Origin of the sequence: Ferrovibrio sp. MS7 (genome assembly GCF_038404985.1) — a bacterium.
Classification (GTDB): domain Bacteria; phylum Pseudomonadota; class Alphaproteobacteria; order Ferrovibrionales; family Ferrovibrionaceae; genus Ferrovibrio; species Ferrovibrio plantarum.
Genome location: NZ_JBBKBA010000001.1, coordinates 498723 through 516060, shown reverse-complemented (window position 1 = coordinate 516060; position 17338 = coordinate 498723). Strand labels below are relative to the sequence as shown.

At 64.1% G+C, this 17338-nt stretch carries 15 protein-coding genes; 11 read left to right on the top strand and 4 right to left on the bottom strand.

Translation table 11 applies throughout. The features are described from left to right. Window positions 1-104: 104 nt before the first annotated feature. The 3 genes from V6B08_RS02345 (at window position 105) to V6B08_RS02335 (ending at window position 2490) form a co-directional block, all read left to right on the top strand. Window positions 105-1430 (top strand): deoxyguanosinetriphosphate triphosphohydrolase, encoded by a 1326-nt coding sequence (locus V6B08_RS02345; protein ID WP_341977714.1) that lies wholly within the window; start codon window positions 105-107, stop codon window positions 1428-1430. Window positions 1431-1459: 29 nt separating this feature from the next. Continuing rightward, entirely contained in the window at window positions 1460-2074 is a 615-nt protein-coding gene (locus V6B08_RS02340) for a 2-hydroxychromene-2-carboxylate isomerase (RefSeq protein WP_341977712.1), read from the top strand. Between the two features lie 143 nt (window positions 2075-2217). Continuing rightward, entirely contained in the window at window positions 2218-2490 is a 273-nt protein-coding gene (locus tag V6B08_RS02335; RefSeq protein WP_341977710.1) for a response regulator transcription factor, read from the top strand. 43 nt (window positions 2491-2533) lie between these two features. Here V6B08_RS02335 and V6B08_RS02330 read toward each other — a convergent pair whose 3' ends face one another. Next, a complete protein-coding gene (locus tag V6B08_RS02330) occupies window positions 2534-3439 on the bottom strand; it encodes a LysR family transcriptional regulator (protein ID WP_341977708.1) in 906 nt (301 codons plus the stop codon). Window positions 3440-3538: 99 nt separating this feature from the next. On the opposite strand from V6B08_RS02330, the gene V6B08_RS02325 reads away from it, so the two are divergent. Continuing rightward, window positions 3539-4549, top strand: a complete 1011-nt coding sequence (locus V6B08_RS02325) for a YeiH family protein (protein WP_341977706.1) — start codon at window positions 3539-3541, stop codon at window positions 4547-4549. Window positions 4550-4755: 206 nt separating this feature from the next. Here the strand turns inward: V6B08_RS02325 and V6B08_RS02320 are convergent, their stop codons facing one another. Both V6B08_RS02320 and V6B08_RS02315 read right to left on the bottom strand, forming a co-directional pair. Then, complete coding sequence (locus V6B08_RS02320; RefSeq protein ID WP_341977704.1) at window positions 4756-5778, bottom strand: methionine synthase; 1023 nt, start codon at window positions 5776-5778, stop codon at window positions 4756-4758. A 36-nt stretch (window positions 5779-5814) separates the two neighbouring features. Further along, window positions 5815-7107: an MFS transporter gene (locus V6B08_RS02315; protein ID WP_341977701.1), complete on the bottom strand. Its 1293-nt coding sequence runs from the start codon at window positions 7105-7107 to the stop codon at window positions 5815-5817. Window positions 7108-7317: 210 nt separating this feature from the next. On the opposite strand from V6B08_RS02315, the gene V6B08_RS02310 reads away from it, so the two are divergent. Further along, window positions 7318-8514: a M20 aminoacylase family protein gene (locus tag V6B08_RS02310; protein WP_341977699.1), complete on the top strand. Its 1197-nt coding sequence runs from the start codon at window positions 7318-7320 to the stop codon at window positions 8512-8514. Window positions 8515-8618: 104 nt separating this feature from the next. Here V6B08_RS02310 and V6B08_RS02305 read toward each other — a convergent pair whose 3' ends face one another. After that, window positions 8619-10496, bottom strand: a complete 1878-nt coding sequence (locus V6B08_RS02305; RefSeq protein WP_341977697.1) for a sigma 54-interacting transcriptional regulator — start codon at window positions 10494-10496, stop codon at window positions 8619-8621. 245 nt (window positions 10497-10741) lie between these two features. On the opposite strand from V6B08_RS02305, the gene V6B08_RS02300 reads away from it, so the two are divergent. The 6 genes from V6B08_RS02300 to V6B08_RS02275 all read left to right on the top strand — a co-directional run bounded on the left by V6B08_RS02300 (window position 10742) and on the right by V6B08_RS02275 (window position 17325). Beyond that, window positions 10742-12139, top strand: coding sequence for a CmpA/NrtA family ABC transporter substrate-binding protein (locus V6B08_RS02300; RefSeq protein ID WP_341977695.1), 1398 nt, complete (start codon window positions 10742-10744; stop codon window positions 12137-12139). Between the two features lie 5 nt (window positions 12140-12144). Further along, on the top strand, window positions 12145-12984 hold the full coding sequence (ntrB, locus tag V6B08_RS02295; protein ID WP_341977693.1) for a nitrate ABC transporter permease: 840 nt from the start codon (window positions 12145-12147) through the stop codon (window positions 12982-12984). A 6-nt stretch (window positions 12985-12990) separates the two neighbouring features. After that, window positions 12991-13878 (top strand): ABC transporter ATP-binding protein, encoded by an 888-nt coding sequence (locus V6B08_RS02290; protein WP_341977691.1) that lies wholly within the window; start codon window positions 12991-12993, stop codon window positions 13876-13878. Window positions 13879-13903: 25 nt separating this feature from the next. Continuing rightward, on the top strand, window positions 13904-14353 hold the full coding sequence (gene cynS / locus V6B08_RS02285) for a cyanase (RefSeq protein WP_341977688.1): 450 nt from the start codon (window positions 13904-13906) through the stop codon (window positions 14351-14353). Window positions 14354-14382: 29 nt separating this feature from the next. Then, the gene (locus V6B08_RS02280; RefSeq protein WP_341977686.1) at window positions 14383-16503 is read left to right on the top strand and encodes a methyl-accepting chemotaxis protein; all 2121 of its coding nucleotides are present in this window, start codon (window positions 14383-14385) and stop codon (window positions 16501-16503) included. A gap of 201 nt (window positions 16504-16704) precedes the next feature. Beyond that, the gene (locus V6B08_RS02275; RefSeq protein WP_341977684.1) at window positions 16705-17325 is read left to right on the top strand and encodes a pyridoxamine 5'-phosphate oxidase family protein; all 621 of its coding nucleotides are present in this window, start codon (window positions 16705-16707) and stop codon (window positions 17323-17325) included. The last annotated feature ends 13 nt before the right edge of the window (window positions 17326-17338 follow it).

Genomic DNA, 17338 nt, shown 5'->3' with positions numbered 1-17338 from the left:
CCTCCGGACGGCGACAAGCAAGCATTTGCCCACACCGGTGCATCGGAGCGCGAGCGGGCCCGGCAGGCCTTGCCTCTCAAAGGTTGCGAGGGCAGAGTAACGCCATGATGCAGTGGCGCAATTTGCTCTCGGCGCAGCGGCTTGGCCATCGTGGCGCGGAGCCGGTGACGCCGGCGCGGAATCCATTCCAGAAAGACTGGGACCGGGTGGTGTTCTGCTCTGCCTTCCGCCGGCTGCAGGACAAAACCCAGGTACATTCGCTGCCCGAGAGCGATTATGTGCGTAACCGCCTGACACACTCTCTGGAGGTATCGTCGGTTGGCCGCTCGCTGGGCGCGCAGGTGGGCGAGGTGGTGGTGGCGCGCGAGGGTGCGGCGCTGGGCGAAGCCTGGAGTGGTATCTCGGCGGCAGAGTTCGGCCATATCGTCGCTGCTGCCTGTCTTGGCCATGATATTGGCAATCCGCCCTTTGGCCATTTCGGCGAAGCCACGGTGCAGCACTGGTTCCGCGATGGCGAGGGCGCACGCTATCTTGAGGGCTTAGGCGCGGCGGAGGCCGACGACCTCTGCAATTTCGAGGGCAATGCGCAGGGTTTCCGCGTGCTCACAAGGTTGCAGAACTGGCGCGATGCCGGCGGCCTGCGGCTGACCTGCGCCACGCTCGCCACCTTCATGAAATATCCCTTCGGCTCCAGCGCTGCCGATCCGGCGCGGCGCAAATTCGGCTACTTCCAGGCCGAGGCCGAGCAATTCCGCGAGATCGTCGGTGCGGTTGGCCTGGCCGAATTGCGCCCTGGCGTCTATGCCCGCCATCCGCTGACCCATCTGGTCGAGGCCGCCGACGACATCTGCTATTCGGTGGTGGATATCGAGGATGGCTACAAGCTTGGCCGCATCACCTTCGAGGAAGCGGAAGCGCGGCTGAAGGCTTTGCTGCCCATGCTGCCGCCACGTTACAGCGAAATCGCCGACCAGCCCTGGCGCATCGCCTATTTGCGCGCCAAGGCGATTGGCGCGCTGATCGACCAGGCGGTGATGGTTTTCCTGGAGCGCGAGCAGGATATCCTCGCCGGCCGTTTCCGTGGCGATCTGTTGCAGCATACCGCTGCCGCGCCGCATCTCGCCGAGATCGCCGCCTTCAGCCGCACCCGCATCTTCGAGACGCGCGAGCGGTTCCAGACCGAGGTGATGGGCGGCGAAATCCTGATCACGCTGCTTTCCGCCTTTGCTGCCGCGCATTTCGCGCTGGAACAGCAGGGCAGCGAGGCCGGCCTGGCGCCGCGCCACCGTGCCCTGCTGCGCCTGATGCCGCTGCGCCCCGATGCCGCTGCGCCGCGCTATCACTGGCTGCTCAGCGTCACCGACTTTGTCAGCGGCATGACGGACTCTTATGCCCTGAAGCAATTCCAGCGCCTGCGCGGCCTGCAATAACCGATAACGATAATGAGGAGAGACACCCGATGACCGCCCGCATCGACTACTACACCTTCATGATCTCGCCCTGGGCCTATCTCGGCTCGGCGCGGCTCGAGGCCATCGCCGCGAAGCACAAGGCGGAACTGCGCATCATCCCGATGGAAGCCGCCGGCGTGTTCCCGGTCAGCGGCGGCCTGCCGCTGGCGCAACGCGCCAAGCAGCGCCAGGCCTATCGCCTGGTGGAACTGGCGCGCTGGAGCGACTATCTCGGCATCCCGATGCATTTCCAGCCGAAGCATTTCCCCACCCCCGATGGACTGGCGGCGCGGCTGGTGATCGCGGCCCGCGATGGCGGCCAGGATGCCATCAAGCTGGCTCATGCCATCATGCGCGGCGCCTGGGCCGAGGAACGCAACATCGCCGATGCCGAGACCCTGAAGCAGATCGCCGATGGGGTCGGCCTGGATGGCGCCGCGCTACTGGCGCTGGCGGACCAGCCGGCGGCGAAAGCGGCGCTGACGGCCGGCACCGAGCAGGCGATTGCCGCCCAGGTTTTCGGCGCCCCCTCCTATGTCTTCGATGGCGAAATCTTCTGGGGTCAGGACCGGTTGGATTTCCTCGACCGCGCCTTGGCCCGTAAAGGCGGAAATCTGCCCTGAACATATAAGTAACCGGTTGGTTTTCCAGAGCTTTATCCGTATGCCTCTGCGGGTTTCCTCACCGTGACTGTGCGAAAAATCCCATATACCCGGGGCTAAACCGCAGGCACAATCCCAGGGAAAATGAAATCAGGGAGGGCAGGGTGCAGGCAGCGGCAACACTCGCGGCGACCGCGACGATGATGGATGCGGTTCAGGCCCGGCCCAACATCAATCCGCTCGCGGCGCGGCTGCATATCCGGGAAATCCAGATCGTGCGCCTGATCGGCCATGGCCTAGGCAACCGCGAGATCGCCGAACGTCTGGCGCTCTCGGTGCAGACCGTGAAGTGGTACAACAAATCGCTGTTCCAGAAGCTGAACGTTGCCAACCGCGCCGAAGCCCTCTCCGTCGCCAAGGCTGGTGGGCTGCTCTAGTTATCTAGTGATTATTAGTTGGTTTGGATCAGCCCGGCCAAGGTCAACCCGGCATGAACAGGCCGCGCTCGGCCTGCACCATCTCGGCGATGATGTCGCCGGCTGCTTTCACCCAGGCCACGTCATGCAGGTCGGCATGGGTGATCAGCCAGAAGGTCCGCGTCAGCGACACCTGCTCGGGCAGCACGCGCACCAGTTCCGGATTCCCCGCCGCCATGAAGCAGGGCAGCACGCAGATGCCGGCGCCCGCTGCCGTGGCATTCAACTGCGCGATCAGGTTCGATGACCGGATACGCGCCTTGAGGCCGGCGGAGATCAGCGGCAGATAATCCAGTTCCGGGCTGAAGATGTATTCATCGGCATAGCCGATCAGGCGATGCTGGTGCAGATCGTTGGCGCTGGCTGGTGTGCCATGGGCAGCGAGATAGCTGGGGGCGGCGAAAAGCTCCAGGCGGTAATCGGTCAGCTTGCGCGCATAGAGCCGGCCTTCCTTCGGACAAGCCAGGCCGATGGCAATATCGGCTTCGCGTTTCGACAGGCTGAAGATGCGCGGCATGGCGATCAATTCGACCTGCAGATCCGGGTGCCGCTCGACGATGCGGCCCAGACGCGGCCCCAGGAAACTGCCGCCGAAGCCATCCGGCGCCCCCACCCGCACCGAGCCGGCGATGGTGGCGGCGGCGCCGGAAAGCTCCTTGGCGGCGCGGATCGTGGTGCGTTCGATGCTCTCGGCGAAAGCCATCAATTGCTGGCCGGCCTTGGTCAGCCGGTAGCCCTGCGGCTGGCGTTCGAACAGCGGCGAGCCGAAAGCCGTTTCCAGCGCGGCAATGCGGCGGCTCACGGTGGTATGGTCCTGGCCTAAGCTGCGCGCCGCCGCCGTCAGCCGGCCGCTGCGGGCGACGGCGAGGAAATAGCGCAGATTGTCCCAGTCGAATTCGGTGCGCGTCATCGGTACTCCCGGGGCCTTTGCCCAGGGCGCCGACGATAGCGTCGCCGCTGCTGCTTGGCTACAACAAGGCCAGGACCGATTCGTGCGAGGGGTTTTCCCATGGGCGCCGACATCGCCGCGTGGCGGCAACGGCTGCAGCTACTGTTTCCTGGCGTGATGGCGGCGGGCGTCGTCGCCATCGCCGCCACTTTCCTCAGCCAGCATTACGGCGGCCCGGTGATGCTGTTCGCGCTGCTGCTCGGCATGGCGCTGTATTTCCTCAGCCAGGAAGGTCGCTGTGGCCCCGGCATCGACTTCGCCGCGCGCGGCCTGCTGCGCTTCGCCATCGCCCTGCTCGGCACCCAGATCACTTTTGGCGAAATCATCAGCTTAGGCCCGCGCCCGATCATCACGGTGCTGATCGGCGTCGGCGCCACGATTCTCTGTGGCTGGGCGATGGCGCGCATGTTGGGGCTGGACAAGCGCATCGGCCTGCTCACCGGCGGCGCCACCGCGATCTGTGGTGCATCGGCGGCGCTGGCGATTTCCGCCGTGCTGCCGCGCGGCGCGAATGCCGAACGCGACACCGCCTTCACCGTCATCGGCGTTACCACGCTGTCCACCTTCGCCATGGTGCTCTATCCGATGATCGTGCAACTCATCGGTCTCGATCACGCTGCTGCCGGCGTGTTCATCGGTGCAACGATCCACGATGTCGCGCAGGTGGTTGGCGCCGGCTTCTCGATCTCGGAGGAAACCGGCACGATTGCCACTTTCACCAAGCTGCTGCGCGTCGCGCTGTTGCTGCCGGTGGTGTTCGCCTTCACGCTGATCTTCCGCAACAGCGATGGCAGCAAACAGGCCGGCGCCCAGCCGCCTTTGCCCTGGTTCCTGATCGCCTTCGCATTGCTGGTGCTGATTACTTCCACCGGCATCGTCCCGGCGCCGGTGATTGAAGCGGCGAAGCATACCTCGCGCTGGTGCCTGGTTATCGCCATTGCAGCACTCGGCATGAAGACGACGCTGAAATCGGTGGCTTCCGTCGGCCCGCGCGCCATCGCGCTGCTGGTTGGCGAAACCGTGTTCCTGCTGCTGCTGGTGCTGGCGCTGATCTGGGTGGAATACAGGTAACCACCTACTGGCTTGTCATACGCGCCGAAGCCCTTCGGGCCTGTGCGCCCACGAACGCCGTATGGCGTTCGCGCGCTTACAGTGACCCGCGTATCTCATCATCGTCTCTCTGCATGAGACCCCCGGGCTCTAAGCGCGCGCCGCTGAAGGCGGCGTGGGCGCAGAGGCCCGAAGGGCTGGCCCGGGGGTGACGATGGATCGGGTGTTTACCCGAACTTGGCGCGTGCCAGCTTGGCGCCTTCGCCGAGCGCTTTCAGCTTCGCGGCGGCGACGTTGCGGTCGAGCGGGGCTAGGCCGCAATTGGTTGCCGGCAGCAGTTTGTCCTTGGGCACGAATTTCAGCGCCGTCTCGATGGTGGCGAGGATCTGCTCAGGCGTCTCCACCGTGTCGGTAGCGACATCAATGACGCCAACCATCACCTGCTTGCCATCGAGCAGGGCCATCAAATCCGGCGGCACCTTCGAGTTGGCGCATTCCAGCGACACCTGGTCGAGCTTGCTCTTGGCGAGTGCCGGGAAGAAATCCTCATACTGGCGCCATTCGCTGCCCAGCATGCGCTTCCATTCGATATTGGCCTGGATGCCATAGCCATAGCAGATATGCACCGCCGTGGTGCAGGTGAGGCCATCCATGGCGCGGTGCAGCGCGTCGATGCCCCACTCGGCGGCCTGGCGGGTATAGGCATTGAAGGCCGGTTCATCGAACTGGATGATATCCACACCCTCGGCCTGCAACGCCTTGGCCTCGGCATTGAGCAGGTCGGCGAAGGCCATCGCGGTTTTCACGCGGTCGCCGTAGAACTCGTCCTTCACCGTGTCCATGATGGTCATCGGGCCGGGCAGGGTGAACTTGACCTTGCGCGTGGTGTGCTGGCGCAGGAACTTGGCTTCCCACGGGTGGGCGCGGCCCTTCATCTGCAGCTTGCCGACAACGCGCGGCACCATCGCCTTGTAGCGGTTGTCGCGGATGCCGATTTCCACCTTGTGCTGGCGGTCGATGCCATCGACGTTCTCAACAAAGCCATGCACGAAATGCTGCCGGCTCATTTCGCCGTCGCCAACAATGTCGAGGCCGGCGTCTTCCTGTTCCTTCAGCCACATCAGCGTGGCGTCGCGCTTGGCGGTTTCGAGATCCGCACCCTCGGCCCGCCATTGCGGCCACAGCTTATGCGTTTCCGAAAGCCAGCCGGGCTTCGGCAGGCTGCCGGCGATGGTGGTCTGGAACAGCATGGCGTTTCTCCCCCGCAACGAATCTGAGGCGCCAGTTTACTCCGCAGCTTGGGCTGCCGCCAGCATGCGCGGCGTCGGGCGGTCGTTCATGAACAACTGCATCAGGCCGGCGCCGGCGCCGATGCCGGCGGCAAGCTGCCAGGCAAGCTGGTAGGAGCCGAGCATGTCGTAGATCACGCCGCCGCCCCAGGCGCCGAGGAAGCTGCCGACCTGGTGGCTGAAGAAAGCGATGCCGGTCAGCGTGGCGAGGAAGCGGATGCCGAAAATCTGCGCTACCAGGCCGTTGACCAGCGGGATGACGCCGAGCCACAGCGTGCCCATCACGGCGGCGAACAGCAAGGTGGTTGCCTGGCTCGCCGGGATGATGAAATAGGCCGCCAGCGCGAAGGAGCGCAGCAGATAGATCAGGCCGAGCAGGGTGCGCTTCGGGTAGCGGTCGCCAAGCCAGCCGAACAGCCAGGAGCCGAACACGTTGAAGGCGCCGATCACCGCCAGTGCCTGGCCGCTCACCATCGGATCGACACCGCAATCCGCGAGATAGGTGGGCAGATGCGTGGTGATGAACACCAATTGCAGGCCGCAGACGAAGAAGGCGGCGGCCATCACGATATAGCCGCCATGGCGGCTGGCCTCGCCGAGGGTCTGGCTCAGGGTTTCGCTGGGGCCGGTGCTTGCCGCCAGCGGCACGGCATCGGCGCGGCTGCCGATGAAGGCGGCGGGCAGCATCACGGCGGCGAGGCCGACGAAGACGAAGGTGGCGATCTGCCAGCCATGGTCGACGATCACATTCTGCGCCAGCGGGGCGCAGAAGAAGGTGCCGATCGAGCCGGCGGCGGAAACCAGGCCGAAAGCCAGGCTGCGGCGCTCGGGCCGCACCACGCGGGCGGCGACCTTGGCAGCGATGCCCGAACTGGTGCAGGACAGCGCCAGGCCGATCATCACGCCGGCGCCGAGCATGATCTGCAGTGGTCCGGTGGCAAAGGCGGTGAGCAGGAAGCCTGCGGCATAAATCAGCACGCCGATGATGGCGGTCCAGCGCGTGCCGTAGCGATCGACCAGGGCACCGGCGAAAGGCTGCGTCACACCCCAGACGATATTCTGCAACGCGAGTGCGAAGGCATAGTCGCTGGCCGAGACGCCAAGGTCCTGGCCGATCGGGCGCATGAACAGGCCCTGGCTCTGGCGCATGCCCATGGCCAGCGACAGCATCACGGCGGCGCCGGCCAGGATCCAGATGCTCTGGGCGCGGGTGAGACTCGGGTGATGGAACGGCAGGCCCGACGCTGTCTTTAGGGCAGACTGGGGTGGCTGGGCGGCAGACTGGCTCATTATCGGCTCTTTGTCTGGTGATGGGGTCTGGTTAGGGGCGGATTGTCGATTTCCTCCGGCAGGCGGGAGGATGGTACTGACCCGGACGAAAGTCCAGTGGTCGATTGTACTCTGACAATTCTGTGCCCAGGAGGCTGGGGCCACCACCCTTGCCAAGCCGCGCCGGTGGTGGTGAGGTAAGGAAAATCCTTCCCGCCCAGGACGACCCATATGACCCAGGATATTCTGAACAGCCTCAAGGGTATCGAAGCGGAATTGATCCGCATCCGCCGCGACATCCACAAGCATCCCGAAACCGCTTTCGAGGAAGTGCGCACCGCCGACCTGGTCGCCGCCAAGCTGACCGAATGGGGTATTCCGGTGCATCGCGGCCTGGCCAAGACAGGCGTGGTCGGCACGCTGCATGGCAGCGGCAATGAAGGCGGTCGCAGCATCGGGCTCCGCGCCGACATGGATGCGCTGAACCTGCTCGAGCGCAACACCTTCGATTATGCCTCGGTGCACAAGGGCAAGATGCATGCCTGCGGCCATGATGGCCACACCGCCATGCTGCTCGGCGCCGCGCGCTATCTCTCCGAACACCGCAATTTCAGCGGCACGCTGCATTTCATCTTCCAGCCGGCGGAAGAAGGCGAGGGCGGCGCCCGCGTCATGATCGAGGAAGGCCTGTTCGATCAGTTCCCCTGCGATGCGGTCTATGGCATGCACAACATGCCGGGCCTGCCGCTGGGTCAGTTCGCCATCCGGCCCGGTTCCATGATGGCGGCATCCGATACATGGACTGTCGTGTTCCGTGGCACCGGCGGCCATGGCGCCATGCCGCATATGGGCACCGATCCGACCCAGCCGACGGCGGCTTTCGTCACCGCGACGCAGAATATCATCGGCCGCAATGTGTCGCCGCAGCATGCCGCCGTGCTCAGCGTCGGCCATATTGCTGCCGGTTCCTATGGTTCGCCGAATGTGATCCCGGCGGAGGTGACCGTGCGCGGCACCGCGCGCAGCTACACGCCTGCCGACCGCGACCTGCTGGAACGCCGCCTGGGCGAAGCAGCCCGGGGTATCGCTGCCGCCCATGGCTGCACGGTGGAATATCATTATCTGCGGCGCTATCCGCCGCTGGTGAATGCCTCGGCGCAGACCGAGATCGCGCTGCGCGCGGCGGCGGCCACCGTGGGCGCTGACAAGGTGGATGGCGATGTCGAGCGCCTGACCGGTGCTGAAGACTTCGCCTTCATGCTGGAGAAGAAGCCCGGCGCCTATATTCTCTTGGGCAATGGCGGCAGCGTGGAGGATGGCTCCTGCCATTACGTGCATACGCCGCATTACGACTTCAACGACCAGGCACTGGTCACCGGCGTCGCCTACTGGGTCAACCTGGTGGCGGAAGAGCTGGGCACGCGCTGAGGCAATTCTTTTTGCTTCGTCATGCGCGGACCTGATCCGCGCATCTTTCTCCAATTGGTCTGAGATACCCTGCCTCCGCAGGGCATGACGCTGTTTATTTTGTCTTAGCCCCTCTGATACCGAATCCCCAGCGCCTTGATGCGCGAGGCCAGCGTGGTCGGCTTCACATCCAGCCGCACCGCTGCGCCATCGGGGCCGAAAATGCGGCCATTGCAAGCCTCGAGTGCGGCCAGGATATTCTGCCGGTCGCGCTCGCGGCGGTCGGCTTCGGTGAGCAATGCGTTGCTTTTCTGCGGTGCGGCTGCTGGCATTGCTGGCGCGGCGGTATCGGGCAGGTCCAGCCGCAGGCGGCCCTGGCGGGCGAGAATCGCGGCGCGCTCGATCACGTTTTCCAGCTCGCGCACATTGCCCGGCCAGCCATAGCGTTCCAAGCGGCGGATATCGCCTTCGGTCAAACGCAGGTCGCTGGTCTTGAGCTTGCGTGCATTGCCGCGCAGGAAATGCGAGGCCAGCAGCGCGATATCCTCGCGTCGCTCGCGCAAGGGCACGGATTCAATCGGCACGACATTCAAGCGGAAATACAGATCCTCGCGGAAGCGGCCCTGGCGCACTTCCTGGCGCAGGTCGCGGTTGGTGGCGGCGATCACGCGCACATCCACCGCCCGGGTGCGTTCCTCACCCACGCGCTCGAACTGGCCTTCCTGCAGCACGCGCAGCAGCTTGCCTTGCAACTCCAGCGGAATCTCGCCCACTTCATCGAGGAACAGCGTGCCGCCATCGGCGAGCTCAAACCGCCCGACGCGATCGCGCAGCGCGCCGGTGAAGGCGCCCTTCACATGGCCGAAGAATTCGCTTTCGAACAGCTCGCGCGGAATCGCCGCGCAATTGACGCGGATCAGCGGCCGGTCGGAGCGTTTGCTCACCTCATGGATGGCGCGCGCAATCAGTTCCTTGCCGGTGCCGCTCTCGCCGGTCACCAGCACGGTGGCATCGGTCGGCGCCACCAGGTCGATCTGGCGCAGCAGGTTCTGCACCGCCGCCGATTGCCCGATGATGCCGCGATGATTGCCCTCGAGGCGGATTTCCTCCTGCAGATAGGCGTTTTCCAGTTCCAGCTTGCGGCGCAGGCTGTCCACTTCCTCGAGGGCGGCGCGCAGCTTCTCTTCCGCCTCGCGGCGATGGCTGATATCGCGGAACACGATCACCGCGCCCACCACCACGCCACGGTCGCGGATCGGCGTGGAGGTATACTCCACCCAGACCGGCTGACCGGAGCGGTGCCAGAACACTTCGTTATCCACCTGATGCACCGCGCCATCGCGGAAGGCGGCATAGATCGGGCAATCCTGGTGCGGGTAATGGCTGCCGTCATGGCGGGTGTGATGCACGATGGTGTGCATGTCCTTGCCCACCAGTTCCTCGGCGGCCCAGCCCAGCATGCGTTCGGCGGCCGGATTGACGAAGGTGGTCTTGCCTTCGGCGTTCACGCCGTAGATGCCTTCGCCGGCGGCGCGCAGGATCAACTGGTTCTCGCGTTCGACATCGCGGAAGAAACGCTCCACCCGCTGCCATTCGGCGAGGCCGCCGCGCACATAGCCTTCAGCGGCTTCATCCACCTGGCGGCGGCGACGTGCTTCCAGGTCGCTGACGGTGATCAGCAGCCGAGGCCTCTCGCCAGGAATGGCGGCGCCGGCATATTCCACTTTCAGCGCCGCGCCGGTGGCATGGCGTGGCTGCAGTTCGGCGCTCCAATACTGGCCCTGGCTCAGCACGGCCTCGCTGAACACCACCAGGGCCGGGACCTGGTCCGGGTGCAGGGCGCTCATGGCGCTGCCGCGCAAAGCGGCACGGTCATAGCCAAGCAGGCGGCAGGCTGCGGCATTGGCATCCAGTACCCGGTCGGCATAGGGGTCCACTACCAGCATGGCGTCCGGGCTGCACTCGAAAACCGGGCCTAACGCTTCCGCTGTTTCGCTCAGCACGGGCTACACCCTCTCATATACAACGATATTCCGTAATTAGGATTACGTATTTTCGTATTATACGAATTTTCGTAGCGCAGGCGAGAGAAATCGGCGGTTATCCGAATCCCGGATTACCGGGAATCCATAGCCACGGCATAAACGTGGCACGATGCTTGCTCCTCTCTGGTGGAAAGAATGCATTTGTTTCGGGCGGGGGATTTTCTGCTCGAAAAATAGGCACCATCAGAGACGGAGACCGCCGCATGTCGCTGTTCCAGGATCCCTTCGACGCCAATACCCGCCTCGATGCCTGCCCCTGTGGCAAGCATAACACCCTGGCGGCGCATAACGCCGATGTGGCGGAATGGCAGCGCCAGACCCAGCTTCGCCTCGCCACCGCCGCCGATGAGGAAAAGCGCCTGACCAGCGCCGTCGATCAGGCGGTGATCCGCGCCCTGATTCCGAACGATGTTACCCGCCGCCGCGTGCTGCATGCGGTCGGCGCCGGCACGCTGCTCTCGGCGGTCGAGCAGTTCTTCCCGCTTGCCACCGCGCGCGAAGTTTTCGCCCAGGACAAGGCGCCGCTGGAAAAGAAGGACCTCAAGGTCGGCTTCATCGCCATCACCTGCGCCACGCCGATCATCATGGCGCATCCGATGGGCTTCTATTCCAAGCATGGCCTGAATGTGGAAGTGGTGAAGACCGCCGGCTGGGCGGTGATCCGCGACAAGACCATCAACAAGGAATACGACGCCGCGCATATGCTGTCGCCGATGCCGCTGGCGATCACCACCGGCACCGGCTCTGCGCCGATCCCCTACACCATGCCGGCGGTGGAGAATATCAACGGCCAGGCCATCACGCTGGCGATGAAGCACAAGGACAAGCGCGATCCGAAGCAGTGGAAGGGCATGAAGTTCGCCGTGCCGTTCGACTATTCGATGCACAATTACCTGCTGCGCTACTATCTAGCCGAACATGGCATCGACCCGGATACCGATGTGCAGATCCGCGCCGTGCCGCCGCCGGAAATGGTCGCCAACCTGCGTGCCGACAATATCGACGGCTTCCTGGCGCCGGATCCGGTGAATCAGCGCGCGGTCTATGACGGCGTCGGCTTCATCCATCTGCTGACCAAGGAAATCTGGGACGGCCATCCCTGCTGCGCCTTCGCCGCCAGCCAGGAATTCGTCACCACGGCGCCGAATACCTACCGCGCCCTGCTGCGTGCCATCATCGAAGCCACGGCTTATGCAACCAAGGCTGAGAACCGCAAGCAGATCGCCGAAGCCATCGCGCCGGCGGCCTATCTCAACCAGCCGGTGACGGTGGTGGAGCAGGTGTTGACCGGCACCTTCGCCGATGGCCTCGGCAATGTGAAGCGCGTGCCCGACCGCATCGATTTCGCACCCTTCCCGTGGCAGAGCTTCGGCATCTGGATTCTCACCCAGATGAAGCGCTGGGGCCAGCTCAAGGGCGATGTCGATTATCAGAAGGTGGCCGAGCAGGTGTTCCTCGCCACCGACACCCAGAAGCTGATGCAGGATGTCGGCCTCACGCCGCCGTCCAGCCCGTACAAGACTTTCTCGGTGATGGGCAAGCCGTTCGATCCGAGCAAGCCGACCGAATACATCAACTCGTTCAAGATCAAGCGGGTCTGATTGCGATGAAACTGTCCTTTCGCCTGCGTGCTGCCGCTGTATCGCTTGCCTTGCTCATTGCGCTGCTCGCCGCCTGGCAGATCGGCACCATGGGCACCGGCACCACGCAGGCGATGGACCCGGAATACGCCAAGCTGATGGGCCTCACCGCCACCCAGGGCAAGTCGGCGATGCCGGGGCCCTGGGATGTGGCGAAAATCCTCGGCAAGCATCTCGCCGATCCGTTCTACGTCAAAGGCCCGAACGATCAGGGCATCGGCATTCAGCTCATCTACTCCATCGGCCGCGTCGCGCTCGGCTTCGGCCTGGCGGTGATCGTCGCGGTGCCACTGGGTTTCCTGATCGGCCTGTCGCCGCTGTTCCGCCAGGCGCTCGATCCGTTCATTCAGGTGATGCGGCCGGTGTCTCCGTTGGCGTGGATGCCGCTGGCGCTCTACACCATCAAGGATAGCGGCATTTCCTCGATCTTCGTCATCTTCATCTGCTCGGTCTGGCCGATGCTGACCAATACCGCCTTCGCCGTGGCGAATGTGCGCAAGGAATGGCTGAACGTAGCGCTGACGCTCGAAGTCGGCACCTTCCGCCGCATTTTCCGCGTCATCCTGCCGGCAGCCGCCCCCACCATCCTCACCGGCATGCGCATCTCGATCTCGATTGCCTGGCTGGTGATCGTCGCCGCCGAAATGCTCGTGGGCGGCACCGGCATCGGCTACTTCGTCTGGAACGAGTGGAACAACCTATCGATCGCCAACGTCATCAACGCCATCCTGTTCATCGGCGTGGTCGGCATGCTGCTTGACCAGTTGCTCGGCCTCGCCGTGCGCGCCGCGACCTATCCTGAGTAAAGTACCATGACCCAGCCTTTCATCCAGGTGCAGGAACTCGCGCGCCGCTTCGCCGCGCCCGATGGCGGCACCACTACCGTTTTCGAAAATGCCTGGTTCAATATCGACCAGGGCGAATTCGTCTGCATCATCGGCCATTCCGGCTGCGGCAAGACCACGGTGCTGAATATCCTGGCCGGGCTGGACAAGCCATCCGCTGGCGCCATCCTGCTGGAAGACAAGGAAGTGGATGGCCCGAGCCTCGACCGCGCCGTGGTGTTCCAGAGCCATGCGCTGATGCCGTGGATGACGGTGGAGCAGAATGTTGCCTTCGCCGTCGCCTCGCGCTGGCCGAAATGGGACAAGGAAAAAGTCCGCGAACAGGCGCGCAAGTTCATTGCCATGGTTGGCCTGGCCGGCGCGGAAGCGAAAAAGCCATCGCAGCTTTCCGGTGGCATGAAGCAGCGCGTCGGCATCGCCCGGGCGCTCTCCATCGAGCCGAAGATGCTGCTGATGGATGAGCCGTTCTCGGCTTTGGATGCATTGACCCGCGGAACCTTGCAGGACGAAGTGCTGCGCATCCGCGCCGCGACCGGGCTTACCGTGTTCATGATCACCCATGACGTGGACGAAGCCATCCTGCTCGCCGACCGCATCGTGCTGATGACCAACGGGCCGAATGCACGCATTGCCGAGATCCTGATCAACACGCTGCCCAAGGACCGCCAGCGCGAAACGCTGCACCAGCAGCCGGAATATTATCCGATCCGCAATCACCTGCTGGATTTCCTGGTGCGTCGCTCGAAGAACTTCGTGCCGCCGGCCGATTACGATCCGCGCAAGCCGCCGCAGGTGCGCGCCTCTGCCAAGCTTCCTATCGGGGGTGGCGACACCCTCACCGATGCCGCCGATTGATTCAGTAAGACCAAGGAGAAAAAAAGTGCAGCGCAGCGACGTTACCGAGAAGATCCTGGATACCAAGCGCCTGAAGGGTTGGACCTGGAAGGACATCACCAAGAAGATCGATCCCAAGGAATCGACCATCTACCTGACCTGCGGCCTGCTCGGCCAGATGAAGCTGAAGCCGGAGCAGGCCAAGAAGGCCGCCAAGATGTTCGGTCTCAGCAAGCTGGAAGAGGCCTTGCTGGTGGAGATTCCCTATCGCGGCTCGCTGCCGCCGGGCCCGCCGACCGATCCGACGATCTATCGCTTCTATGAGCTGGTGCAGGTCTATGGCACCACCTGGAAGGAACTGATCCATGAAGAATTCGGCGATGGCATCATGTCGGCCATCGATTTCAACATGACGATGGAACGCCTGCCCGATCCAAAGGGTGACCGCGTGAAGATCGTCATGACCGGCAAGTTCCTCGATTACAAGCGGTACTAAAAAATCGGCGTCCCCAGACGGAGTGATTGTTGCCGGGTTCTGTAGACGTATTGGATTACATAGCCTATGCCGCCAAGCGCCTGGCCCTGCGCCAGCGCCTGGCGGCGGAAGCACCGGAAGCGGCGGCCGCCATCGCCTATGCGATAGCGGTGGGCAATGTGCTGCATTGCCTGCAAGGCGAGCGTGGCTCCAGCGCGGTGTTCATCGGCAGCAAGGGACTGCAATTCCGCACCGAGCTTGGCGCCGCGCGGGCAGCGCTGGATCAGCGTATCGAAGCCAAGCGCCAGGCACTGGATGGTTGTCGCGGTTTCACCCTGCTGCACGATCTTGTCGCGGCGGCGGATGCGGCGTTGAAAAGCCTGGACCAGGCGCGGGCCGCGCGTGCGGCCATCGACCGGCTGGAATTCACCCCGCCGCAATCCTTCCAGAATTGGACCCAGGCGGTACGGATCGAATTCGCCACATTGCAGCAGATCGGCCTGGCGCTGGATCATCCAGAGCTGATCCGCATGCTGGATGCCTATACTGCGCTGCTGGAAGGCCTGGAGAAATCGGCGCAGGAGCGCGCCACCGGCTCTGCTGCTATCGCCGCCGGCCGTTTTGCCTTGCCGGTGTATCAGCGCTTCATGGCGCTGGCCTATATGCAGGAAACCGATTTCGCGCTGTTCGCCGAGCGCGCCACGCCAGAACAGGCGGCGCTGCTGGAAGAAGCGCGCCGCGATGCGGCCTGGACCGATCTGTTGGATTTGCGCGCCAAGGTCTATGAAGGCTTTGCGCTTGGCCATGTCGGCGGCGTGGCGGCGCCGCATTGGTTCGAACAGGCGACCCGGCGTATTGCCGTGATCAACCGGGTGCGCGACCGCGTCGCGGCGGATTTGCAGGCTGAGGCACAGGTTGTGCTTGCGCCGGATGAAAAGCGCTTGGTGCCACTGTTTGCGCGCGCCATGCGTATCGGTCTGGCCCTGGCCGGCGGCGGCGGCGCGTTGGCTGATTTGCGTGGTCGTTACGAGACTTGGCGGGCAGGTGCCGCCGCGCGGCTGCGCCAGGCACGCGAGGCCCAGGCCAAGGCCGATCAAGCCGCCCAGGCCCGCGCCGAAGCCCAGGCCAGCGAGAAGGTGGCGGCGGGCGAGGTGGCGGATTTTGTCCATCGCGTCGTCACCGGCGATCTCTCCAGCCGCGTCGCGCCCGATGGCAAGGAAGGCTTCTTCCTGCATTTGAGCGAGGAACTGAACCGCCTCACCGCCATGCTGCAGGGCATGGCCGAAGAATTGGCGCGCGTCACCGAGGCGTTGGGCCAGGGCGACCTGACCCAGAGCATGCAGGGCGAGTATGGTGGCATCTTCGCCGAGCTGAAGCTGGGTACCAACCGCATGGCCGGCCTGCTGCGTGATTTCTCGCAACGGCTTGGCGACAGCGCAGAGCAGGTGCAGCGTGCGTCTGAGGAAATCTCCAGCGGCAGCCTCGATCTTGCCTCGCGCAGCGAAACCCAGGCGGCGACGCTGGAAGAGACGGCTGCGACCATGCAGCAGATGGCATCCACGGTGAAGCAGAATGCCGCCAATGCCGAACAGGCCGATAGGCTGGCTGCCAATGCCCGCGCCCAGGCGCAGGCTGGCGGTGAACTGGCTGCGGCGCTGATTCAGGCCATGCGCAAGGTGGAGGATTCCGCCGGGCAGATCGGCGAGATTGTCGGGCTGATGAACGAGATCGCCTTCCAGACCAACCTGCTGGCGCTCAACGCCGCCGTGGAAGCAGCGCGGGCCGGCGAGGCGGGCAAGGGTTTCGCTGTTGTCGCGCAGGAAGTCCGCGCCCTGGCGCAGCGTTCGGCCAATGCCTCGAAGCAGATCCGCGGCTTGATCGAAACCTCGGGCCAGCAGGTGCGCGAAGGCGCCGGCATGGCGCAGCGCGCCGGCCAGGCGCTCACCGATGTCGGCAGCGCGATCCAGGGCTTGAGCAGCCTGGTGGCGGAAATCGCCGCCGCCAGTCGCGAGCAGGCAGTCGGCCTGGAGCAGGTGAGCAAGGCCACCGCCGACATGGATGCCACCACCCAGCGCAATGCTGCCCTGGTGGAGGAAACCAACGCTGCTGCCCAGGCCCTGGCGCAGCAGGCCGGCGATCTTTCCGCCCTGGTGCGCTTCTTCAAGATTTGAGCCGATTGGTGGCCTGTGATCCAGGCGCCCGGCGGCAGCGTATCTATTGCACTACTGCGTCCTCTCCCCCTCAACGCAGTTAGCTAATGTCCCGTTTCCGGAAGGAAAACCGGGACCAGCGGGCGGCAGTGCCCATTTCACCCCCCCCGGATACTGCTGCCCGCTCTTTCTTTCGTCGCGATACACCCTACCATCGCTGGCATGACAGCCGATAACGCAACACCTGATCCGCTTGACCTTGCCTACAGCGACGCCGTGAAGCAGGCGCAGCTTGAACGCGGCAGCCGCAATGCCATGGCGCGCGGCCGGCTTGGCACAAGCTGGTTCGATACCGCGAATGACGATCTGGCCCGTTTCCTGGCCGAGCGCGACCATTTCTTCCTCGGTACCGCCAGCGCCGATGGCCAGCCCTATATCCAGCATCGCGGCGGCCCGCCGGGGTTTTTGAAAGTGCTGGATGCCAAAACTCTTGGCTTCGCCGATTTCAGCGGCAACAAGCAGTATATAAGCGTCGGGAATTTAAGTGAGAATCCTCGCGCTTTCCTGTTTGTGATCGACTATGCGCTGCAGCGCCGGATCAAGCTGTGGGGCCGTGCCGAGGTGGTGGAAGGTGATGCCGTGCTGCTGCAGAAGCTGATGCCGCCGGGCTATCAGGCGCGGCCTGAGCGCGCCATTCTATTCCACCTCGATTTGTGGGCCATCAATTGCCCGCAGCATATCCGGCAGCGTGTAACAGCGGATGAGATCGCTCCGGTGCTGGCACGCTATGAAGCGCGGATCGAGGAACTCGAAGCGGAAGTGAAAAAGCTGCGCCAGGGCTGACAATAAGCCTTCC